The organism is Phytoactinopolyspora limicola, from assembly GCF_011320225.1.
GTDB classification, from domain to species: Bacteria; Actinomycetota; Actinomycetes; order Jiangellales; family Jiangellaceae; genus Phytoactinopolyspora; species Phytoactinopolyspora limicola.
The window spans coordinates 1-21,313 of sequence record NZ_JAAOEN010000022.1; the positions used below are offsets into that span (position 1 = coordinate 1).

The window sequence follows — 21,313 nt, forward strand, 5'->3', positions numbered from 1 at the left end:
GGCATCACCACACCACAACTCGCCACCACCTAGCCACACCACAACCCCAACCACCACCCAGACAGGAACACCCTTCCCGAACGACATCACTCACCACCAGCCGCCCCCGTAAAACGCAACAGGCTGTATAGCGACGTGAAACCGGCAACGATCACCGGGGTGGGAAGCGACTCGAACAAGGGGGAGGAACGGGGGAGGAGGGGTCCGTCGGCGAGACCATCATCGGACCATCAGCCGATCGAAAGCCGTTGCCTGCATGGTGGATCCAGGAGTCCGACGTCACCGAGGAGGATCTCGAATGGAATCCGCCACACCAGTCTTCACAGTCGACGAGACCACCCGTGCACGTATGGATCGGCGACTCACGACGGAGTCGATCATCTGGCTGACGACGGTCCGACGCGATGGGCAGCCGCAGTCGTCACCGGTTGGTTACCTGTGGGACGGGGTGAACATCCTGATCATCAGCAAACCGCAGGATCCGAAGGTCCGCAATGTGCGTCGCAACCCGAAGGTCTCCCTCCATCTGGAGCTCGACGAGAACGCCACCGAGGACGGTGGGGTGCTGTCGCTTGAGGGTGAAGCTGTGCTGACGGAGGGACCCCTCAGTGGTTCGGAACGGGTAACCTACCTGGACCGATACAGTGACGAGATCAGCGGCTTCGGGGTATCTCCCGACGAGCTACTGGCGATGTATTCCGCTGTGCTCCGGGTGGTGCCTACTCGGGTTCGACTCTACTGACGTCACAACGGTAGGCGGTGCCCGTGCGCCTCGACGAGCGCCTCGGGTGCGGTCAACCGCCACGCCTCGAAGGTCAACTCGGCCAGTTCGTCTACCTCGATGCCAGCTAGATGGACGACGACCCAACCGAACTGGCCGGCCGTGAACTGGATCTCGAACACGGCCGGCCGTTCGGCCACGAGGGCGAGTTGTTCGGCGATGGTCTGCTTGAGGCCGACTGTTTCGGTGGCCGGCCACATGTATCCGAAGGTTTTGTCGTGAACCTTGAAGGCGGTGTAGTTGGCTGACTCGGCGTGACCAACATCGGGCAGGCGATCGACCATCTGGACGAATGCGGCAATGGGTACGGCCATGAACCACATCCAATCAGGTCCTGGGAACGCTGGTCGCGGGCGGTTCCTTTGGCCCGCGGCGCCTCCTCCCATCCATCGTGGTGTGTGGTGGGTGTGGGAGCACCCCACACCCACCACGAAACACGGTCCACGTCAGTGTGGTGTGGCGGGTTCGGCGTCCTTCCCGGTATCCGCGGCGGGCTCCGCCTCGGCGTCGTGGCCGATTGGGCGGATGTGGCGCAGCAACACGACGGTTATGGTGGCCAAGGCAATCAGAAGGCCCGCGCTGACGGCAGCCGTGACGTTCATCCCGGCGGTGAAGGCGGCCCTGGCCGCGTCGGTGAGTTCGGCGCGGGCCGCCGCCGGCAGTTGCTCGGCCGCGACCAGCGCGCTGGCCAGCCCCTCCCGCGCGAGCTCTGCTACGTCCGGTGGCAGGCCGTCCGGCAAGGTGTCGGATAGCTGGTTGACGTAGATCATCGTGCCGACGCTGCCGGTAGTGGCCACCCCCATCGCGATGCCGAACTCGCCGCTCACTTCGGGTAGGGCGGCTGCGGAACCCGCCTTCTCCGGTGGGGCGGAGGCGATGACCAGGTCGGTGCCCAGCACCATCATGGGTGCGGTGCCGAGGAAGACCACGAACACGCCGGACAACAGCAGTGCCAGCCCAGGGGCGCTATCCACCTGCGTGAGCACCAGGAATCCGCCCGCCATCACGGTTAGCCCGGTGGCGACGAGGTACGGCGGCGGCAGCCGGCGGGCTACCAGGGGGACCAGGACGGCGACGATCATCTCGAGTACCGCGGCCGGGGCGATCCGCAGGCCAGCTTGTAGTGGTGAGAGCCCTTCGACGAGTTGCAAATACTGAGTGATGAACAGGTACACCCCGGCGATGACCGCCATGCCGACGAGCATGATGCCCAGCGCCGCGCTGAACGACCGGTTGGTGAACAGGCGTAGATCCAGCAGCGGGTCGCGGAGCCGGAGCTGACGGCGGGCGAACACCACCCCGAGCGCTCCACCTGCGATGATCAGCGCGACCGGCGCCAGAGCCAGGCCGTCTTTGGCGAGCTCCTTGAGACCGTAGATCAAGGGCAGGATGGCTCCCAGCGACAGCGCGACGCTGACGACGTCCACGCGGCCCGCGTCCGGGTTGCGGTACTCGGGAAGGAGCACCGGTCCAAGCATGAGGAGCAGCACCATCACCGGTACTCCGAGCAGGAAGACCGATCCCCACCAGAACCATTCGAGCAGGACACCGCCCACCACCGGACCGAGGATCGCTCCGCCGGAGAACGCGGCCATCCACACCCCGATCGCGAAGGCACGCTGCTTGCGGTCCTTGAACATGTTGCTGATCAAGGCGAGGCTCGACGGCATCAACGTGGCGGCGGTGATACCGAGCAGCGCTCGGGTGACGATCAGCATCTCGGCCGATGTCGAGTAGGCGGCGGCGAGGGAGGCGAGTCCGAAGGCCGCGGCGCCGATCAGGAGCAGCCGGCGGCGGCCGATGCGGTCGCCGAGGGTACCCATGGTGATCAAGAAGCCGGCGATCATGAATCCGTAGATGTCCATGATCCACAACATCTGGGGGCCGGTGGGCTGCAGGTCCGCGCTCAGATGTGGCAAGGCGAGGAACAGCACTGTGTTGTCCAGTGCCAGCAGCAACACGGGCAGGAACAGCACGGACAGCCCGAGCCATTCTCGCCGGCCGGCGCGTTCGCCGGACGCTGGCTCGTTGGTGACCGACATGTCGAGACTCCTTCGTGCGGTAGATGGATCCTGGTTCACGACAAAACGAATTCGGCGGTTCGCGGTCCCGCCCGCCGGATTCTGGTTCCGGGGATCGGCGCGGTCGGGTGCTCGGTGCGACCAAGGCTCAGCCGTCGTTGGTCGTGGCGCGATGCTGGCGGAGGATGCCGGCCCATTGCCCGAGCTCTCCGAGCATGGTGCCGACGGCGGCGTCGACACCCGAGGAGATCGAGTCCGGCCGACTGGTGCAGGCGGGGTGGGTGTCGGCGAGGCTGACCCCGGCTCGGACCGGCACGGCACCGACGCAGGTGAAGACGAGGCGCAAGTGGGCGACGGCCCGCAGGCCCTGAGCTGGCCCGCCGTAGGAGATGAACCCGACGGGTTTGTTCACCCACTCGGTGTCGAACCAGTCGATGGTGTTCTTGAGAAGTGCGGGAAAACTCCCGTGGTGTTCGCCGGTCACGATCACGAAGCCGTCGGCCGCGGCCAGCCAGGGCGCCAGATCGCACACGGCGCGTGGACGCTGCTCGCGGTCTTCGGCGATCAGTTCGGGCGTCACGTCTGGTAGCCAGGTGCGGGTCAGGTCGATCACGTCGAGTTCCACGCCGCCATACCGGGTGGCCTGGACGGCGAACCAGTTGGCCACGGATCGTCCGGTGCGTGCACCGCTGACGATGTTCACCAGGCGGATCGTGTCCTCGGACATCGTGACGTCCTCTCATCCGTACGAGCGGGCCTCGACGCGTGGCCGGTGGTGCTTCTTCGGCACCGACTCCAGCGGTCTCCCGATCAGTCTCGACGGCGGGGATGCCGGTTCACTGTGGGTTGGCTGTCGATCCGCGGTAGTGGCCGCGCCAGTCGTCGTCGATCCTGCTCACCGGCTCGGTTAGCGTGATGGCATGCGGTTCGGAATCCTCGGTCCATTGGCGGTGTGGTCCAGTGCTGGGCACCCGGTCACGGTGCCGGAACTGAAGACCCGGGCCCTGCTCGCCGACCTGTTGGTGAATGTCGGGCGGGTGGTGTCCGCCGAGCGGCTGATCGACGACGTCTGGGGTGCGCAGTTGCCCGAGAACCCGGTGAACGCCCTGCACGGCAAGGTGTCCCAACTACGGCGTACGCTCGAAGCCGTCGAGCCCGGTGGGCGCCATCTCGTCGTGTCACGAGCACCCGGGTATCTACTCGACGTCGACGACGAGGTGCTGGACGCGAGCCGGTTTCAGCGGCTGATTTCCCAGGCTCGAGAGCACGTCAACCCACGTGACCGGGCCGCCTTGCTCGCCGATGCGCTCGCGCTGTGGCGTGGCCCGGTCCTGGCCGATTTCGCCGACGCCGAGTTCGTCCGACCGGCAGCGACCGAGCTGGACGAACAACGTCTGGTTGCGGTCGAGGATCAGGCCGCCGCTCGGCTGGAACTCGGCGAGCACCCGCTCCTCGTGGGGGAGCTGAGCGACTTGGTCGACCGCCACCCGCTGCGGGAACGGTTACGTGAATTGCATATGCGCGCCCTTTATCAGTCCGGCCGGCAGAGCGAGGCCCTGGCCAGCTTCACGCAGCTCCAGACTCGACTACGCGAGGATCTCGGAGTCGACCCAGGGCCGGCGGTCACGGGTTTGCACCAGGCGATCCTCAGACAGGACGAGTCGCTCACCACGGCGGCGGTGCCGTCGACGGCGCGATCGACCATTCCCGTGCCCCTCACGGAGCTCATCGGCCGGTCCGACGAGGTCGCCGCGGTGAGTGCGTTGTTGCGGGCACACCGGCTGGTGACGTTGACGGGTCCAGGAGGCGTGGGCAAAACCCGGCTTGCTGTCGAGATCGCCAGGGAGTCGTCGACAGCGTGGACGGATGGTGTTCATGTGGTTGAGCTGGCCGCCGCCGACCACTCCGCCACTGACGCATCGACGCGGGATCCGAACCCGGCCGGGATATCGGTGAGCGAGCTGGTGGCGGTCACCCTGGGCATCCGCGAGGGCGGGACGGCTGGTGGGACTACGCGGGGCAGATCCGGCGGGCCGGTCGACCGGCTGGCCGAGGCCCTGGCCGGGCAGCGGTTGTTGCTCGTGCTCGACAACTGCGAGCAATTGATCGGACCGGTCGCGGAGCTGGCCGAGCGGTTGCTCGCCGCCGCACCTGGGGTACGAATCCTGGCCACCAGCCAGGAGCCGCTACGCGCACACGGGGAGGTGGTGTGGCCGGTGCCGCCCCTGGCACTGCCGGATCCCGCCGAACCGATCGACCCGGCATCGTTGGGCCGCTACCCAGCGGTGGATCTCTTCGTGGAGCGGGCCACCGCCGCCACCCCTGGGTTCACCCTCGACGCGGGCAACGCCGATGCCGTCGTCACGATCTGCCGGCGGCTGGACGGTGTCCCGTTGGCGCTGGAGCTGGCGGCGGCGCGGGTGCCCGCCTTGGGGGTACACGACCTCGCAGCACGCCTCGACGACCGCTTCCGGGTGCTGACCACCGGACGCCGGCAGGCACCGGGCCGTCAGCAGACCCTTCGCGCGGTGATCGACTGGAGCTGGGAGCTGCTGACGGACCCCGAACGTGCGCTGTTGCGGCGCCTGGCGGTGCATCCGGCAGGGAGCACGTTGGCGGCGGCCGAGGTGGTAGGAGCTGGTGGTGACGTCGCCCGGGAGGACGTGGCCGATCTTTTGGCTCGGCTCGTCGACCGATCGTTGGTCATGGTGGTGGATCCGGGGCACGGCGAACGCCGGTTCCACCTTCTGGAATCGGTCCAGGCGTATTGCCTGGAGCGGCTTCTCGAGGCGGGCGAACACCTCGACGTCCGCGGTCGCCAGCTGCGTTACCAGGTTGAGCTGGCCGAGCGTGCGGAGCCGCATCTGTACGGCCCGCACCAGCGCGAGTGGATGGAGCGGCTGGACGCCGAGTCCGCCAACATCCGGATGGCCCTCGACACCGCCGCTCAGATGTCGGCCGCAACGCTAGCGCTACGGCTCGGTAATGCGCTGACCTGGTATTGGGTGGTACGAGGCCGGATTGGAGAGTTGCTGCGGTCGCTGGGGCTCGCGCTGTCGGTGGCCGGACCGGCTCCCGAGGCCATCCGGGCGCGCGCGGTTGTCTGGCGGGCCGCGCTGACCTTCGGCGCTGGCGACCACACCGACTGGGCGGAGCTGAGCCGCACCGCGCTGCCGGCGCTGGAGCAGCTCGACGATCCGATCGAGCGTGCTCGTGGTGAGTGGGCGCTGGGTTACTCCTTGGTCAGTGTTGGCACCGATGCCGAAGCGGAGGGCGCTGAGCTGCTGGAACGGGCGTGGGGAACGTTCCGCTCGGCGGGCGACCGGTGGGGTATGGCGACGGTGCTCGCCGTGCGTGGGGCACACGCGCCGCGCCGGCAGGATCTAACCACGGCTATCCGCGACAGCGAACAGAGTCTCGTGTGGTTCCGCGAGGCGGGGGATCAGTGGGGGCAGGCGATGGCGGGTTCCGCCCTGGGGGACCTGGCCCTGCGGACGGGGGACTATGGTCAGGCGGCACGTCACCTGCGCGCCGCGCTGCGGATCTCCGAAGAGCTCGGGTTGTGGGCGGACGCATCGTTCGTCCTGTCCAGCCTGGGCCGGGTCGCATTGTTGACCGGCGACACCACCACCGCGGAGGAACTGTACGGGCGGGCCCGGCGGTTGGCCGTCGAACATTTCATCCCGGTCGCCGTCGAGCTCGCCGAGGTTGGCCTCGGAGCGGTGGCCCGGCGCAACGGTGATCTGGAGGCGGCCGAAGAGCGTTTCCATACCTGGCTCGGCTGGAACCGCGATGTCCACGCCCACGACCGGGTGGCGGAGATCCTGATCGAACTTGGGCGGATCGCGGTGGCACGTCAGACACCCGACAGCGCGGTAGCGTTCTACGAGGAAGCCTCGACCAGCGCGGCCGAGGCAGCTGATCCGTGGCTACAGGCGCTGGCCATGGAGGGGCTTGCCGGGGTGTACGTGGACACCGGGGCGCACCATGAGGCCGTGCGATGGCTGGCCGAGGCGGCCGCACTGCGGGCAGCCACCAACGTGCCGCCACCACCTGCCGAACGGGACGAGGTGGATCGCCTCGGTGCCGAGGCTGTAGCTGTTCTCGGCACCGAGGTGGTCGCGGGGGCCTACCGTGCGGCAGGTGCGCCGCACCCGCCCGGTGGAGCGTCCGGCGCCCAGATCACCCCTTGACCGCGCCCGTGACCAGGCCGGTGGTCAACCGTTTGTGGACGAACAGGAAGAAGACCACCACTGGCAGGGTGAACAGCAGCGATCCGGCCATGATGGCGCCATGGTCCACCCGCTCCTGTTCGACGAAGAACGCGAGACCGACCGGCAGCGTGCGCAACGATTCGCTGCGCACGAAGGTCAGCGCGAACAGGAACTCGTTCCAGGCGGCGATCCACGCGAAGATCGACACAGCCGCGATGCCTGGCCCCGCTAGAGGCAGGATCACCCTGCGCATGGCGCCGAACCTGGTACATCCGTCGATCAGGGCCGCTTCTTCCAGTTCGTTGGGCACGGAGAGGAAGAATCCTCGCAGGATCCAGATCATGAGCGGGGTGATGAACGCGAGGTACGCGACGACGAGCCCCCACAGGCTGCCGGTCAGCCCTAGGTTGCGCATCACGATGAACAGCGGGATGAGCAGTACCACGACCGGGAACAGCTGGGTGGCCAGGACCACGAGTGCGAGGTACTTGCGCAGCGGGATGCGGAAGCGGGCCAGGGCGTAGCCGGCCATGGTGGCGACGATCAGCCCGATGATCGTGGTGGACACCGCCACCATCAACGAGTTGCGCAGGTACCGGCCGAACCCGCGATCCAGCACCTGGGGGAATCGGTCCCAGACGAACTCCGACGGCCACCAGACCGGTTCCGGGGTGATGATCTCGGACTGGGGTTTGATGGCGGTTACGGCCATCCAATACAGCGGGAAGACCGAGAACAAGGCGACCGCCGCGGCTGCGAGGTAGAGCAGCGTGCGGGTGATGATCCGCCGGCGGCGGACCTGGGCCGCGGTGCGGTACCGGAAGGTGGACGGGGGAGCGCCGGGGGGCGGAGCCAGCGAGGTAGTCATGAGATCTGCTCCTCCTCCCGGATCAGCTTGATGTAGATGATCGTGATGACGATGAGGATGAAGAAGAGGACCATCGCCAGGGCCGACCCCATTCCCCACTGGCTCTGCGTGATGCCCTCCACGTAGGTGCTCACGGAGAGCACCTCGGTTCGCCGTGCCGGACCACCACCGGTGAGGACCCACACCTGGTCGAACATCTTGAAGTCCCAGATGGTGGAGATGACCACGAGCACCAGGAGTAGCGGTTTGAGCATCGGTAACGTGATCAGCCGCAGACGTTGCCACGCCGTGGTGCCATCGAGTTTGGCCGCTTCGATGACGTCGTTCGGAATGGTCTGCAGCCCGGCGAGCAGCGCCAGCGTGACGAACGGGAACGACTGCCAGATCACCACGATGCCCACGACGGCGAAGGCCGTGTAGAACTGCGTGAACCAGGAGAAGTCCTCGAATCCGGAGAAGCCGAGCTTGGTCAATGACCAGTTGACGACTCCGTACTGCCCGTTGAACAGCCACTGCCAGACGAACGAGGCCGCGATTTGCGGTATGGCCCAGGGCAGCAGCACCAGGACGCCGAGCACCTTGCGCCCCCGGAACGGCTGGTTGAGGAGCAACGCCACCGCGATGCCGAGGATCATCGTCCCGACCACGCAGATCAACCCGAAGACCACCGTGGTGATGGCGGAGCGGCGCAGGATCGGGTTGGAGAAGATCTCGATGTAGTTGGCGAACCCGATGAAGTCCATCTCGCCCTCGGTGAGGGCGCGGATGCCGGACGCGTCGGTGAACGACAACCAGGCGGTCCGGACAACCGGATATCCCACCAGGCCGATGATGAACAGCAGCGCCGGCGCGATGAGCAGCAACGGGAATAGCTTGTCGTCGAAGATGCGCCGCCACGAGCGTGCGGGTGGCCGGGCCGGTGACCGGTCGGGAGTGTCGGGGCGCACCGGGCGGGGGACGAGGGAACGGCCTCGGCGCCCGCCCGGCATCGCGGGTTCGGTCAACGCGCTAGTCCTCTACGCGGCTGCGGATCTCGCTGTCGAGGTTCTGTGCCGCTTCCTCGACCGTGAAGTTGCCGGCGATGAGCTCTTGCAGGGTGTCCTTGACCACGGTGGCACCCTCCATCGCTCCCCACCATCCACCAACCGGGTAGGCACGGGCGTGGTTGATGAACTGGTCCGCGGCGACGGGCGAGAGCCAGTCGGACTCGTCGACGGTGGCTTCGGCCTCGGCGACGGTGCCGGGGAAGAACCCGGTGGTTTCGGCGAACGACGTCGCCTGTTCCGGCGCGATCATGAACTCAGCCAGGGCGGCGGCCAGTTCTTTCTGCGGGGAGTCCTCGAAGACGACGAGGTGGCTACCGCCGGCCAGGGTGTCCCGGCTGCCGCCGGGTCCTTCGGGCATGATCACCGCGCCGAGGTTGCCCTCGAGTTCGGGGTTGTTGTCCACGATGCCGGTCACCTGCCACGGCAACGCGATGAGCATCGCGGACTGTCCGTTGGCGAATTCCTCGGCGAGGCTCAACGAGGTGAAATCGTCGGTCTGGGCATCGGCCGGGCTCCAACCGGTCTCCCAAAGGTCCTGGAAGAACTCCAAGGCGGCATGGCCGGCTTCGGTGTCATACCCGGGCTCCCAGGAGTCGCCGTCCTGTGCGGCGATCTCCCCGCCGGCCTGCCAGACGAGTGGCAGGAAGTAATGCTGGTTGTTGGCCGCGACCTGGAACGGCGCGATGTCGCCGACCTCGTTCTCGATGGCCTGGCCGACCTCGAAGAGTTCGTCCCACGTCTGCGGTGGCTCCACTCCGGCCTGGTCGAGGATGTCGGTGCGGTAGAGAAGCACCCGGGAACCGCCGTACCAGGGGTAACCGTAGGCGGCCCCATTGATGGTGGCCGACTCCTCCAGCACGGGTACGTACTCGGCGCCGCTGAGGTCGACCGGAGCTAGCACCCCTTCCTCGGCGAAATCGGCGGTCCAGGTGTTCCCGGATTCGGCGATGTCGGGCATGTCACCGGCGATGATCGCGCTGGTGTAGTGGTCTTTCCCGGCTGTCCACGGCACGTATTCGACGGTCACCGAGACGTCCTCGTGTTCGGCCTCGAAGGCGGCGACCATCTCGTTGACGCTGTTCCCGACCGGGTCTCCCGCGTCTCCCATGATCCACATGGTGACCTCACCGGAGTACTCGCCGTCGGGGTCGGGAGCCACCGCGCCATCGCCGCCATCGTCGGTCGCGGCCGGACCGTCGTCGTCGCTGCCACACGCCGTGGCCACGAGGGCCAAAGCCGCGGCGACCGGGAGCCACCTGAGGGCCTTCGTGGTGCCAGTTCTCATGTCCTTGACCTTCCGTTCGCTGGTGTACGTATCGTCGTTGATGTACGTATCCGGGGGCCCGGTGGTTCCGTGGATTCACCTGCACCGACCGCGGTGGCCGGCCGGTTCTCGGGCCGCAGGTGTCGGGTGCGATCGGCGACGGGGCCGGGTAGGTCCCGCCAACGAGGCGCGGCACCGCATTGGCCGGTGTGCCGACGTGGCGTGCCCGGCTGGTGGTCGGGACCACGACACAACGTCGGCCAAACGCCCACGAGGCCGCAACCTCCACATGTCCGACGGGTAGTCATCCTAACGAAAGGTACTCCCTTTGGAAGGGATCGTGATGTAACCGCAACGTGGCGGTTGTGCCGGGGCTGGGCGGCCGCTGCCGCCCCCACCGCGACAGCGGCTGCCGCGCCCGGATCCGAGCGTGGTGAGTATGGAGGCTGGTGACCTCCGGGGCGGGTGGGGCCCGCGGTGGGCGCCGGGTCACGGTGACGAGCACGTCCGAAAACGCCGGTCGGAGGCGGTGTGACGACACGGCTCGGGGGCGGGTGCCAGGCACCCGCCCCCGAGGGTCTCCCCGGACTCGCGGCATTCCTCCTTTGTTTCTCTTGTCGGGTCGGTGTTTCGAGCTGCTACTGGGTGACGAGCCTGAGGTTCCAGCTGCTCAGCATCGGGTTCACCGGCTGGAAGTACGTGCGCGGTGTTTGGCCGGAGCCGCAGAAGCCGGAGCCGCCGGAGGTGACACCCTGAGCGTTGATGCCGGCTGCGATGAACGAGCCGCCGGAGTCACCCGGGCGGGCGCACGCGCTGGTCAGCGTCAGGCCCCGCACGGGACCCTGCGAGTAGTTGACCGTCTGGTTGTAGGCCAGGATCTCGCCGCACTGGTAGCCGCTGGTTCGGCCGGACCGGCAGGTGGCGGCCCTGAGCGGCGCTACGGCCGAGCCGTTCACCGGCGCGAACGTACCGTTGTATCGGGAGACGAGGGCGCGCGGTGTCCAGTTCGCGTTGACCGAGACGTACGCTGCATCCGCGCCCGGGAACACCGAGCGCTCGAATACACCCTGCTGGGCGCCATTGTGGCCGGTGGTCCGGGCGCCGACGCGGCCGCAGTGGCCGGCGGTGACGAAGCCGCGCGGCTGTACCGCGAAGCCGACCGAACATCCGGACCCGGGGATGTTGTATGCGTAGCCGCCGATCACGTCATACAGCGTCTCGGGTGCTTGGTTCGAGATCTCCAGGCGCACCGAGCGAGGGTCGATGCCGGCCTTGGCGACCCACGAGCGCGCCTTGCCCAGCGAACCGCGGGCGGCTTCGACGACGACGGTGTTGTCGATGAGGTCGACGTGCCAGCCGTGGACGTCGGACGCGTCCGGCGTTGGTGCCGCGTTCAGCGTGTCGACGACGTCGTTGAGCTCCGCTTCGCTGTGGGTGACCAGTGTCGGGGTCGCGCCCGCGGCGCGGACCTCGGCGGCTTGGCTGCTGTCGGTGATGCCGACGACGAGGGTGCCGTCTTCGATCCAGCTGCCGCCTAGGGCGTCGCCGAAGGTCTCGTTGAGCTCCTCATTGATCTCGATGGCCTCGAGGTCGCTCTGGAACAGCTCGATGGCTTCGGCCCTGGTCAGGTCGAAATCGCGCTGCGCGGCCTCGAGCATCTCCGGGGTGGCCAGGCCGGCGAGGTCGACGTCGTCGGCGGCGTCGTTGGCGCCCGCGCTCGAGGTGGTGGCGAGGGTGACGGCCAAGACCGCGGGCAGGGTAGCCACGGCCAGTCTGGTGATGCGTCGATCCATGTGGATCTCCTCATGGGGGTGTGATGGTAGGAGGCGGAACCTCCAAGGGGGTATCCGTACCGTAGGAGCGACCGCGGCTTTTCGGGTACATAACAAAAAGGTCATATCACCGATATGACTAGTGTTATACGAGAGGTATTACGGTACGTACCGGCATGACAAGCAGATGTCCTGACAGTCTGTTATCACTCTGGCGATCAACTATTTCAGAAACAATGTCCGCCAGAGCAGGTCCTGGTTCGACGCTTAGGACCCCGGCGACTCCCTATTCGCAGGGGTCCTTAGGGTCGACGTCGGTTTTGGTCAGGTGTGTTCGGAGATCAGGACGGCGGTCGAGCTGGATTCGAGCGCCCGGAAGATATGTGGCATGTCACCCGGATAGGCAATGTAGTCACCCGGTGAAAGTTCGACGGGATCGTCGGCCAGGCCGACATGGGCCCGACCGGAACTTACGATGACATGTTCGATGACCCCCGGCATATGGGGGTCGGAGCGGCGTGGTTCGCCGGGCTGGGCAGTGATCAAATAGATGTCCCTGCGCGCGTGCGGCGGGCATGACGCCAGCAGTGTGGCTGTGTAGTCGGCGTGTTCGGCCGCGATGGCCGGCCCTTCCCCGGCTCGGATGACCTGGACCTTGGGCCGTGCCGGCTGGACCAGTTGGGCGAACGGTACGTCCAGGGCCACGCTGAGAGCCCAGAGGGTTTCGACGCTGGGGTTGCCGGTGCCCGACTCGAGTTGCGACAGAGTCGATTTGGCGATGCCGGCCCGCCGGGCCACCTCGGTGAGCGACTGCCCACTGCGGCGCCGCTCCCGCTGGAGGGAGCTGGCGATCACGTCGAGTGGTGCTCGATTCTCAGCCGGCATCGTTCGCTCCATGCGTCGACTCGTTCGTCTTGACGAACACAGCGTACGCCGTTCATTCTAGTAACCGATGCGTTCGATATGGCGAACACTGGGGCCTGGGCTGATGCGGGACATCGCCCTGCTGTGTGCTGCCGTCACCGTCGTCGGTGTGTCGTTCGGGGCTATCGCCGTGGCATCGGGGCTGGCGGTCTGGGTGCCCATGCTGTTGTCGGTGGTGGTCTTCGCCGGTGCCTCGCAGTTCATGTTCGTGGGTCTGATCGCCTCCGGCGGGCATCCGGTCGCTGCGATGGTGGCCGGCCTGCTCGTCAACGCCCGACATGTGCCGTTCGGGTTCGCCATCGGCGATGCGATCGGGTCTGGGTGGCTGCGACGCATCGCCGGTAGCCATCTGATGGTCGACGAATCGGTTGCTTTCGCCCTGGCTCAGCCGGACCCGGCCCGCCGTCGAGCCTCGTTCTGGGCCTGTGGTGTGGGTTTGTTCGCATCGTGGAATGCCGGAGTTGTGCTGGGAGCCCTCGGCGGCAGCGTGGTCTCGGACACCGATGCGTTCGGTCTCGATGCCGCCTTCCCGGCGGCCTTGATGGCCTTGGTTCTGCCGTCTCTGCGTGACCCCGACACCCGGCGAGCGGCGTTGTTGGGGGCCGTCATCGCGGTGGCCGTGACGCCCCTGGTGCCACCCGGGGTCCCCGTGCTCCTCGCCTTGGCCGGGTTACTGGTCGGTCGGGTGTGGAGTACGCCGCGCACGAAGTCCGAGGTGGTGTCGTGACCATTCTCCGTGGCGTGACCAGACTCGATGATGGATCCGGGCCGAGGACGGTGCCCTCTTGACCACACTCGTGCTGGCCATCCTGGTTCTAGGTGCGGGCACCTTCGCGTTCAGGTTCGCCGGCCCGGTGCTTCGCGCCCGCATCGAGCTGTCCGCGCGTATGGAGCGCCTGATGGCGATGTCGGCCGTTGTGTTGTTGGCCGCGCTCGTGGCCACCGCGGACGTGATGGAGGGCCAGGAGCTCGCTGGGGTCGCTCGCCCCGCGGGAGTGCTGGTGGGTGGGGTGCTCGCATGGCGGAGAGTGCCATTCGTGGTCGTGGTTGTTGGTGCCGCGGGTACGGCGGCAGTCCTCCGTCTGCTGGGAGTGCCGTGACGACTGGCACGTTTTGTTCGGGTTGAGGGACGACGGTTATCGTGGTGAGGTGCCGAGAGCAGGACACTCGTGCAGGAGCACACCGTGCGGCAACGCTGAGTCGCAGATGTCAGCGGAGCAGGAGTACGTCGATGTCGTGTATCGCCGCTTCGACGTCCTGCGGGACACCGCATTCGACCATTTCGTGTCCGGAATCGGTGCGCCCCGGTCCTCCACCCACCAGGGGCGGCTCGAACGAGACGAGATGGCCGAACACTTCGCCGGGCGGGCGGCGCGGTTGTCCGCGGCCGAACACGGGCTGGTCATCGGCCGCCTCGACCCCGACGACGACGATCCGCTGTATATAGGTCGCGTCGGGCTCTACGACGCCGACTACGATCCGCTGCTCATCGACTGGAGAGCGCCCGCGGCCATTCCGTTCTACCGGGCCACGCCGGCCGCACGGCTGGGGATGCGCCGACGCCGGCACATCCATCTGCGCGGCCGTCGGGTGATCCGTCTCGACGACGACGTGCTCGACTTCGACGCCATGGATGACGACGAGCGCAGCCAGCTCACCGGTGAGGCCGCGTTGTTGGCTGCACTACAGTCGGCCAGAACCGGCCGGATGAGCGACATAGTAGCCACCATCCAGGCCGAGCAGGACCAGGTGATCCGCTCCGCGGCGGACGGCGTGCTCGTCGTGGAAGGCGGCCCCGGGACGGGCAAAACCGTCGTGGCGCTCCATCGCGCTGCCTACCTCCTCTACACCCACCGGGAGCGACTCGCCCGCCACGGGGTACTCGTCGTCGGCCCCAACACCACCTTTCTGCGGTACATCGACCAGGTGCTGCCCGGGCTGGGCGAAAGCGACGTGGTGCTGGCATCGCTGGGTGACCTCTACCCAGGCGTGGCCACCGACCGCGCCGAGCTCCCGGCCACCGCGGTGGTTAAGGGAGACCTGCGGATGGCCGATGTGATGCGGCAAGCGGTGGAGAACAACCAGCGCGCCCCCATTGGCGGGTTGCGGATCGTGACCGGGCGAGATGTCTATGTCCTCGCCGATCAGACCTGCCGGCGGATCCGCGATGGCGCTCGTGAACTCGCCCAGCGCCATCAACTGCCACACAACCGGCTGCGCCAGTACGTCGTGAGTGAGGTGCTCGACGAGCTGACCCGGCAGGCACTCGAAACGGTGGCCGCCGTCGTGGACGGCGTGGAGGTGCCGGAGCAGAACGACGACGAAGACGACCGCGACCTAACCGACCTCGTCGACGAAGACGCCCTGCGCGGGGAGCTGCGAGCCGCTCCAGCGGTGGGTGAGGCGCTCGACGTGTTGTGGCCGGAGCTGACCCCCGAAGGCCTGCTCGGCGATCTCCTCACCGATGCCCGCCTACGCGCCGACGTCGCACCACAGCTGAATCCCGACGAGCGGGACGCGCTTCAACGGGCCGATCCCCGCGCCTGGACCGTCGCCGACGTTCCGTTGCTGGACGAGCTCGCGACCCTCGTCGGTGCGCTGGATGCGACGCTGGACCAGGCCGCCGGACAACGCGAGCACGCGGCCGCCGAACTGGCGCGGCACGCTGAGCAGGAACGCCAGCTCGTCGCCGACGCGTACCACGTCGCCATGGACATGGCCATCGACGAAGAGGTCGCGATGCCGGTGGATGCTTCGCTGGTGTTGTCCCGGTACCACGACACCGGCGGGCCGGACACACTTGCTCGGCGGGCCCGGCGCAACCGGGAGTGGGCCTACGGCCACGTGATCGTGGACGAGGCGCAGGAACACTCCCCGATGGCCTGGCGGCTTCTGGCCCGTCGGTGCCCGTCGTTGTCGATGACCGTCGTGGGTGATGTTGCGCAGACGGGGTCGGTGGATGGCGTGTCGGCATGGGCAGACGTGTTCGATCCAATAGCTGGGCCGCGTTGGCGGCGGGCACGCCTCAGCGTCAACTACCGATCGACCGAACCCATCATGAGCCTTGCCGCCGACGTGCTCGCCGCCGGTGGACTCGACGCCACCGCACCACGCTCGGTCCGGGCCGATGGAGCACCGCCGGTGTCGTGGCTCGTCGCCGCCGATGAGCTGGTGGACATACTCCCGCTGATGGTGAAGCGGGAACGAGAAACCCTCGGCGACGGAACGCTGGCCGTGATCGTGCCCGAGGGCCGGCTTGCCGCCGCCGCGGCGAGTGTGCGGAGCAGCTGGCCGCAGATGAGAACCGCCGCCGACCACGATGTGCTGGATTCGACCGTTGTGGTGCTGACCGCGCAACAGGCAAAAGGGCTCGAGTTCGACGGTGTAGTCGTGGTGGCTCCGGACGAGATCGTCGCCGCGTCGCCCCGTGGATACTCCGACCTCTACGTCGCTGTCACCCGGCCGACTCACCGGCTGGCCGTGGTGCACTCCGGACCTCTGCCAGCCGGGTTGGCCCGCCTCGAGCCGGCGTGACGGCACCCCGCCGACCCGTCGTGATCATTCGGGTGGGGAGTGATGGTATCGCGCGCGCAACAACGCCGCGGCGGTCAGGACGACACCGCCCAGAGCGGCCGCGAACAACAGCGCACCGCGTTCACCGAAGCCGTCGATCACCAGCGCGTACAACAGTGGTGCACTGGCAGAGAACATAAATCCGGGGACCAGCAGCCGCCCGACGAAGGCACCATAGGTTCGGTGGTCGAAGAGGACCAGCGGCAGGGCACCGCGGGCGATGGTCAGCAGACCGTTCCCCGCTCCATACAGGGCGGTGAAGACGACGGCGAACAGGAGAACCTGCCCACCCCACAAGCCGGCGACGAAGCCGGCCGGCAACAGGCTCGCCGCGCCCAGCGCGAGGGTGAGCGGAGGGATCCGCCGCCCGAACACCACGTCGGCCAGCCGCGCGGTCGACTGCGAGATGCCACGCAGCGTCGATACCCAGACGGCGGTAGCCGCCGCCAACCCGAGCCCGGTGAGCAGATTGAACAGATGGGCCGACATGCTGGCCCCAAGGAACGCGATCGAGGTGACCATCACGGTGTAGAGGGCCCCCGCGATTCTGCGCTCGCGCGCAGTGATGGCCAACGGCGCGGGGATGTTCTGCCCGTCCGCTGGTATGTGGTCGGCGAACCGGGTATCCGGTAGGGCCATATGCAACGGCAAGGTGAGCAACGCGAATCCGGCATAACAGAACACGGCGCCGCGCCAACCGAGCTGGTTGGCCAGCGCGTGTCCGATCGGCCAGAACGCGGTCGAGGCGAGCCCACCCAGGAGAGTCACCTGCGACATCGCCCGGCGTGCCGTCGGGCCGCCGATCCGCGCCACGGTGGCGAAGGCGGCGTCGTAGAGAGTGCATCGCATGGACACACCGAGGCAGATCCAGGCGGCCACGTAGGTGATGGGGTGATGTGCGACGGCGACCAGGGTGCAGCCGAGTGCGGCGAGCACCGAGCCGGCACTCATGATGCGGCGTCCACCGTGCCGATCGATCAGCCGTCCGGCCAGAGGTGAGAGCAGACCCATCACCACCAATGCCACCGAGAACCCGCCATAGACGAAGGCGGAGCTCCAGTTCAGGTCGTCGGCTATGCGGCCACCGAAGACGCCGATCAGATAGTAGGTGACGCCCCAGCAGATCAGCTGCGAGGCGCCCAGGTGGTGGACGGTGCGGCGCGGTATCAACGGTTCAGCGCATCTGGCCGAGTGCTCGCGCCCGGCCCGAGTGCACGTTGCATGAGGACCGAATCGATCCACCGGCCGAACTTGTACCCGGCGGCGGTGAGAGTGCCAGCGTGATGGAACCCGAGCCGCTGGTGCAGCGTGATGGAACCCGTGTTGGTGCCGTCGCCGATGACAGCGATCATCTGTCGCCACGGTCCGGCGGCGCAGCGTTCGATCAGCGTGTCCAGAAGTGTCCGCCCGACGCCGCGACGATGTGCGTGCGGGGCGACATAGACGGAGTCTTCGATCGTGTACCGGTAGGCGGGACGAGATCGGTACGGAGCGGCGTAACAGTAGCCGGCGACATCTCCGTCGAGCTCGGCCACCAGGTACGGCAGCCCCGCCGCGGAAAGCGCCGACCAGCGCGTCCGGAGCTCGTTCACGGTAGGCGGTACCTCCTCGAAGGTGGAGGCGGTGTGGAGCACGTAGTAGGCGTAGATGGCCTGGACAGCCGGCAGGTCGGCGTCGGTAGCCGTCCGGATGAGTGGTGCCTGCGACGGGGAGTGTCGAGGATCGAGGGTGGAAGTCATGTCGGAACCGTCACTGCATTGGCCCTCCGCTCTCCTGCCGCGCCGGATATCCGCGACCGGACCCCGCCTAATACGGTGCCGTCCGGGATGGTGTTCGCTGCTCCGGCAACGACATTCATTATTTCAGTTGCTGTCGAGCCGGCCGGGTGCGGCTAGGCACGGGAGCGACGGCGTGTATCTACCTACAGCCGCCGGCCCTACGAGATCTGCGTCGCCGGCATCCGAGGTTGCAGATCGAGGTGCGCACCGCTAACACGAAAGACATCGTCCGAGCCGTCGAAGAGAACCAACTCGACCTGGGGCTGGTGACCATGCCGATCCGGGGCCGAGCCTTCGCGGTGACTCCCCTCATCGAGGATGAGCTCGTGGTGATCGGCCCCGCCGACGATCATGCACTACCGGCAGTGGTGACACCGGGCGCCCTGGGCACGCTTCCCCTCGTGTACTACGAGTCCGGTGGCGATACCAGGCATCTGGTCGAGGAGTGGTTCGGGCAGGCGGGTGTCGCCGTGCGCCCCATCATGGAGCTGGGGAGCGTCGAAGCCACCAAGGAGCTGGTAGCCGCGGGCCTGGGCTACGCGATTCTGCCTCGCATGGCGGTCCCGCCCGGCATGGGGCCCATGATGTCTGGCGGGCCGCCGAGACACGGCTGAATCTCATGAGTGGACCTGGGCGGTCTTACCCGTCCCAGTCCAGCGTGCGTGGGAGTACCCCTTCCAGCCCGAGCAACCAACGTTTGACCTCTAACCCGTCGCCATTGCCGCCGCTGTAGCCGCCCAGGCCGTCGTGCGCCACCACCCGGTGGCACGGCACCACGATGGGAATGGGATTGGCGCCCATGATGCCGCCGATGGCCCGGGCCGGGATCGCGCCGCCGTGCCGTTCGGCCAGCTCCGCGTAGGTGAGGCTGGCGCCGTACCCGACCGTGGCATGCAGGACGTGGAGAACCGAGCGGCCGGCGCTGGAGGTGAAGCGCCAGTCCAGGGGCAGATCGAACGTGCGGCGGCGTTCGGTGAAGTACTCGGATAGCTGACTGACCGCGTCGCGGGTGCGTGCGGTGTCGTCCGCCATGGGCAGCTTGTATCGTCGTCGGAGTTCATCCGGTTCCGACCAGCTCACCGCGGCGACCCCGATCCGGGTGACGGCCACACTCAGGGTGCCGACCGGGGTGGCTAACCCGGCCACGCCGATATCGTCCGGCGTCGGCCGCTCCTGCGCTCCGGCCGGCTCCGGTGGGGATACATCCGGGTCCATGCGGTCATTCTGCCCGGGGCCAGTGACAACGTCGGCGGTTGCGCCCTGTTCCACGGTCCGGTGACGACGGGTCCACCTATCTATGCCCGGGGTGGTGGTGTAGCGGATGCCCCGGCACCGGGTGGTGGGATCGTCGACCTCGCGCAGGTCAGGTGCGAAATTTCCGGAGAACGATGATTTCTCGGCGCGGCTCCGGTCTGAGTAGGTGGCACGCCGATCGGTGTGCCACTGGGTGGCGATGGAAGGACGTCGATGAACGCGAACACCTTGACTGATCCCGCGATCCGAGCGAGCCGGCGGGAGTGGATCGGGCTGGCGGTGCTCGCGCTGCCGACGCTCCTGCTGTCGATCGATATGAGCGTGTTGTACCTGGCGCTGCCGCACCTGGCCGCGGATCTGCAGCCGAGCAGTAGCCAGGTGCTGTGGATCATGGACATCTACGGGTTCATGATCGCCGGATTCCTCGTGACCATGGGGACCTTGGGCGACCGGATCGGACGCCGCCGGCTTCTGTTGATCGGTGCTGTCGCCTTCGGCGCCGCCTCGGTCTTCGCCGCCTATGCGAACAGCGCGGAGATGCTGATCGCGGCTCGCACGCTGCTCGGTGTGGCTGGTGCGACATTGATGCCGTCGACGCTGGCCCTGATCAGCAACATGTTCCAGAACCCGAAACAGCGGGCGTCCGCGATCGCGGTGTGGATCAGCTGCTTCATGGGCGGCACGGCGATCGGGCCTGTGGTGGGCGGTGTGATGCTGCAGTGGTTCTGGTGGGGATCGGTGTTCCTGCTGGGAGTCCCCGTGATGATCGTGTTGTTGATCACCGGTCCCATCTTGTTGCCTGAGTACCGTGACGGCAGCGCCGGCCGGATCGACCTGACCAGCGTTGGGCTGTCGCTGGCGACGATCTTGCCCATCATCTACGGACTGAAGGAACTAGCGAAGGCGGACTCCTACGTCATACCGGCTGTGTCGATCGCTGTAGGCGCCGCCGTAGGTGCCGTCTTCGTCCGTCGCCAACTGCGCCTGAGCGACCCCTTGCTCGACCTACGCCTGTTCCGTCACCGCGGGTTCCGCGCGGCGTTGATGACCATGCTGGTGACGGCGTTCTTCATGGGTGGGCTGTTCCTCTTCGTCAGTCAGTACCTCCAGTTGGTCAGCGGTTTCACCCCGCTGACGGCCGGGTTCTGGCTCGTACCACCAGCTGTCGGCATGATCGTCAGCACCCTCGCCGCGCCCCGCGTCGCGCAGCGGATCGGAGCGTGGCCGGTGATCACCATCGGCCTCGCGATGGCCGCCGTGGGGATCACACTGCTGACCCAGGTGGGTGTCTCGGAGCGACCCGTGCTCGTCCTCGCCGGCTTGATGATCGTGACGTTGGGCCTAGGCCCAGGGGCGGCGCTGGTGACGGACATCGTCGTAGGCTCGGCGCCACCGGAGAAGGCCGGATCAGCGGCCTCGATGTCGGAAACCAGCGGAGAGTTCGGCATCGCCACCGGTGTGGCGGTGCTCGGCAGCCTTGGTACCGCGATCTATCGCAGCAGGGTCGAAGTCCCGGAGGAAACACCGGCCGAAGCCGTCGACGCCGCCGGCGACGGGTTGAACGGCGCCGCCGCGGTAGCCGGTCAGCTCCCCGACAGGTTGGGGGCCGAACTGCTGGACAGCGCTCGTGAGGCGTTCACCAGCGGGTTGAACATCGTCGCCGGCCTCGGTGCGGTGGCCATCACCATCGTGGCGCTGATCCTGCTGCGCACGATGCGCAAGTTCAAGGAGGACCACACAACCGACGACGAGCGCACCGGAGAACTAGTGTCCTGATTCAGGACACTAGCGGGAGCCACCCCGGACGCATCCTGCCGG

General features: G+C 67.3%; 18 protein-coding genes. 7 read left to right on the forward strand and 11 right to left on the reverse strand.

Annotated elements, in window-relative coordinates; translation table 11 throughout:
- The first annotated feature begins 298 nt into the window (after nucleotides 1-298).
- The gene (locus G8760_RS27080) at nucleotides 299-742 is read left to right on the forward strand and encodes a nitroreductase/quinone reductase family protein (protein WP_207782784.1); all 444 of its coding nucleotides are present in this window, start codon (nucleotides 299-301) and stop codon (nucleotides 740-742) included.
- Nucleotides 743-744: 2 nt separating this feature from the next.
- Here G8760_RS27080 and G8760_RS27085 read toward each other — a convergent pair whose 3' ends face one another.
- From G8760_RS27085 to G8760_RS27095, 3 genes are all read right to left on the reverse strand, one after another.
- Nucleotides 745-1,095 (reverse strand): MmcQ/YjbR family DNA-binding protein, encoded by a 351-nt coding sequence (locus tag G8760_RS27085; protein ID WP_166355971.1) that lies wholly within the window; start codon nucleotides 1,093-1,095, stop codon nucleotides 745-747.
- A 132-nt stretch (nucleotides 1,096-1,227) separates the two neighbouring features.
- Nucleotides 1,228-2,823: an MFS transporter gene (locus G8760_RS27090; protein WP_166355972.1), complete on the reverse strand. Its 1,596-nt coding sequence runs from the start codon at nucleotides 2,821-2,823 to the stop codon at nucleotides 1,228-1,230.
- Between the two features lie 127 nt (nucleotides 2,824-2,950).
- Nucleotides 2,951-3,529: an NADPH-dependent FMN reductase gene (locus G8760_RS27095; RefSeq protein WP_166355973.1), complete on the reverse strand. Its 579-nt coding sequence runs from the start codon at nucleotides 3,527-3,529 to the stop codon at nucleotides 2,951-2,953.
- A 193-nt stretch (nucleotides 3,530-3,722) separates the two neighbouring features.
- On the opposite strand from G8760_RS27095, the gene G8760_RS27100 reads away from it, so the two are divergent.
- The gene (locus G8760_RS27100) at nucleotides 3,723-6,995 is read left to right on the forward strand and encodes an AfsR/SARP family transcriptional regulator (RefSeq protein WP_166355974.1); all 3,273 of its coding nucleotides are present in this window, start codon (nucleotides 3,723-3,725) and stop codon (nucleotides 6,993-6,995) included.
- Here the strand turns inward: G8760_RS27100 and G8760_RS27105 are convergent.
- From G8760_RS27105 to G8760_RS27125, 5 genes are all read right to left on the reverse strand, one after another.
- Entirely contained in the window at nucleotides 6,985-7,884 is a 900-nt protein-coding gene (locus tag G8760_RS27105) for a carbohydrate ABC transporter permease (RefSeq protein WP_166355975.1), read from the reverse strand. The genes G8760_RS27100 and G8760_RS27105 overlap by 11 nt on opposite strands.
- Nucleotides 7,881-8,888, reverse strand: coding sequence for a carbohydrate ABC transporter permease (locus G8760_RS27110; protein ID WP_166355976.1), 1,008 nt, complete (start codon nucleotides 8,886-8,888; stop codon nucleotides 7,881-7,883). Before G8760_RS27110 ends, G8760_RS27105 begins: the two co-directional genes overlap by 4 nt.
- Before the next feature lie 4 nt (nucleotides 8,889-8,892).
- Nucleotides 8,893-10,215, reverse strand: coding sequence for an extracellular solute-binding protein (locus G8760_RS27115; RefSeq protein ID WP_166355977.1), 1,323 nt, complete (start codon nucleotides 10,213-10,215; stop codon nucleotides 8,893-8,895).
- Between the two features lie 617 nt (nucleotides 10,216-10,832).
- Nucleotides 10,833-11,987, reverse strand: a complete 1,155-nt coding sequence (locus tag G8760_RS27120) for a S1 family peptidase (protein ID WP_166355978.1) — start codon at nucleotides 11,985-11,987, stop codon at nucleotides 10,833-10,835.
- Between the two features lie 303 nt (nucleotides 11,988-12,290).
- The gene (locus tag G8760_RS27125) at nucleotides 12,291-12,851 is read right to left on the reverse strand and encodes a helix-turn-helix domain-containing protein (protein WP_166355979.1); all 561 of its coding nucleotides are present in this window, start codon (nucleotides 12,849-12,851) and stop codon (nucleotides 12,291-12,293) included.
- A 67-nt stretch (nucleotides 12,852-12,918) separates the two neighbouring features.
- Here G8760_RS27125 and G8760_RS27130 point away from each other — a divergent pair, with 67 nt between their 5' ends.
- The 3 genes from G8760_RS27130 to G8760_RS27140 all read left to right on the forward strand — a co-directional run bounded on the left by G8760_RS27130 (nucleotide 12,919) and on the right by G8760_RS27140 (nucleotide 16,424).
- Nucleotides 12,919-13,617, forward strand: coding sequence for an AzlC family ABC transporter permease (locus tag G8760_RS27130; protein WP_166355980.1), 699 nt, complete (start codon nucleotides 12,919-12,921; stop codon nucleotides 13,615-13,617).
- 58 nt (nucleotides 13,618-13,675) lie between these two features.
- Nucleotides 13,676-13,990: an AzlD domain-containing protein gene (locus G8760_RS27135; RefSeq protein ID WP_166355981.1), complete on the forward strand. Its 315-nt coding sequence runs from the start codon at nucleotides 13,676-13,678 to the stop codon at nucleotides 13,988-13,990.
- 106 nt (nucleotides 13,991-14,096) lie between these two features.
- Complete coding sequence (locus G8760_RS27140) at nucleotides 14,097-16,424, forward strand: HelD family protein (RefSeq protein WP_166355982.1); 2,328 nt, start codon at nucleotides 14,097-14,099, stop codon at nucleotides 16,422-16,424.
- A gap of 24 nt (nucleotides 16,425-16,448) precedes the next feature.
- On the opposite strand, the gene G8760_RS27145 is transcribed toward G8760_RS27140, so the two are convergent.
- Nucleotides 16,449-17,633, reverse strand: a complete 1,185-nt coding sequence (locus tag G8760_RS27145) for an MFS transporter (RefSeq protein ID WP_166355983.1) — start codon at nucleotides 17,631-17,633, stop codon at nucleotides 16,449-16,451.
- Nucleotides 17,630-18,202 carry a GNAT family N-acetyltransferase gene (locus tag G8760_RS27150; RefSeq protein ID WP_166355984.1) on the reverse strand — a complete coding sequence of 191 codons (573 nt, stop codon included), beginning with the start codon at nucleotides 18,200-18,202 and terminating at the stop codon, nucleotides 17,630-17,632. The genes G8760_RS27145 and G8760_RS27150 overlap by 4 nt, the downstream gene beginning before the upstream one ends.
- A 146-nt stretch (nucleotides 18,203-18,348) precedes the next feature.
- Between G8760_RS27150 and G8760_RS27155 the strand changes: the two genes are divergently transcribed.
- A complete protein-coding gene (locus G8760_RS27155) occupies nucleotides 18,349-18,855 on the forward strand; it encodes a LysR family transcriptional regulator substrate-binding protein (RefSeq protein ID WP_207782785.1) in 507 nt (168 codons plus the stop codon).
- A gap of 25 nt (nucleotides 18,856-18,880) precedes the next feature.
- On the opposite strand, the gene G8760_RS27160 is transcribed toward G8760_RS27155, so the two are convergent.
- The gene (locus G8760_RS27160) at nucleotides 18,881-19,456 is read right to left on the reverse strand and encodes a methylated-DNA--[protein]-cysteine S-methyltransferase (RefSeq protein ID WP_166355985.1); all 576 of its coding nucleotides are present in this window, start codon (nucleotides 19,454-19,456) and stop codon (nucleotides 18,881-18,883) included.
- Nucleotides 19,457-19,708: 252 nt separating this feature from the next.
- On the opposite strand from G8760_RS27160, the gene G8760_RS27165 reads away from it, so the two are divergent.
- The gene (locus tag G8760_RS27165) at nucleotides 19,709-21,271 is read left to right on the forward strand and encodes an MFS transporter (RefSeq protein ID WP_166355986.1); all 1,563 of its coding nucleotides are present in this window, start codon (nucleotides 19,709-19,711) and stop codon (nucleotides 21,269-21,271) included.
- Nucleotides 21,272-21,313 lie beyond the last annotated feature (42 nt).

Bases quoted from the DNA above. Each gene is read 5' to 3' on its own strand.
- G8760_RS27080 (WP_207782784.1), top strand. From the start codon at position 299: ATGGAATCCGCCACACCAGTCTTCACAGTCGACGAGACCACCCGTGCA.
- G8760_RS27085 (WP_166355971.1), bottom strand. From the start codon at position 1,095: ATGGCCGTACCCATTGCCGCATTCGTCCAGATGGTCGATCGCCTGCCC.
- G8760_RS27090 (WP_166355972.1), bottom strand. From the start codon at position 2,823: ATGTCGGTCACCAACGAGCCAGCGTCCGGCGAACGCGCCGGCCGGCGA.
- G8760_RS27095 (WP_166355973.1), bottom strand. From the start codon at position 3,529: ATGTCCGAGGACACGATCCGCCTGGTGAACATCGTCAGCGGTGCACGC.
- G8760_RS27100 (WP_166355974.1), top strand. From the start codon at position 3,723: ATGCGGTTCGGAATCCTCGGTCCATTGGCGGTGTGGTCCAGTGCTGGG.
- G8760_RS27105 (WP_166355975.1), bottom strand. From the start codon at position 7,884: ATGACTACCTCGCTGGCTCCGCCCCCCGGCGCTCCCCCGTCCACCTTC.
- G8760_RS27115 (WP_166355977.1), bottom strand. From the start codon at position 10,215: ATGAGAACTGGCACCACGAAGGCCCTCAGGTGGCTCCCGGTCGCCGCG.
- G8760_RS27120 (WP_166355978.1), bottom strand. From the start codon at position 11,987: ATGGATCGACGCATCACCAGACTGGCCGTGGCTACCCTGCCCGCGGTC.
- G8760_RS27125 (WP_166355979.1), bottom strand. From the start codon at position 12,851: ATGCCGGCTGAGAATCGAGCACCACTCGACGTGATCGCCAGCTCCCTC.
- G8760_RS27130 (WP_166355980.1), top strand. From the start codon at position 12,919: ATGCGTTCGATATGGCGAACACTGGGGCCTGGGCTGATGCGGGACATC.
- G8760_RS27140 (WP_166355982.1), top strand. From the start codon at position 14,097: ATGTCAGCGGAGCAGGAGTACGTCGATGTCGTGTATCGCCGCTTCGAC.
- G8760_RS27150 (WP_166355984.1), bottom strand. From the start codon at position 18,202: ATGACTTCCACCCTCGATCCTCGACACTCCCCGTCGCAGGCACCACTC.
- G8760_RS27160 (WP_166355985.1), bottom strand. From the start codon at position 19,456: ATGGACCCGGATGTATCCCCACCGGAGCCGGCCGGAGCGCAGGAGCGG.
- G8760_RS27165 (WP_166355986.1), top strand. From the start codon at position 19,709: ATGAACGCGAACACCTTGACTGATCCCGCGATCCGAGCGAGCCGGCGG.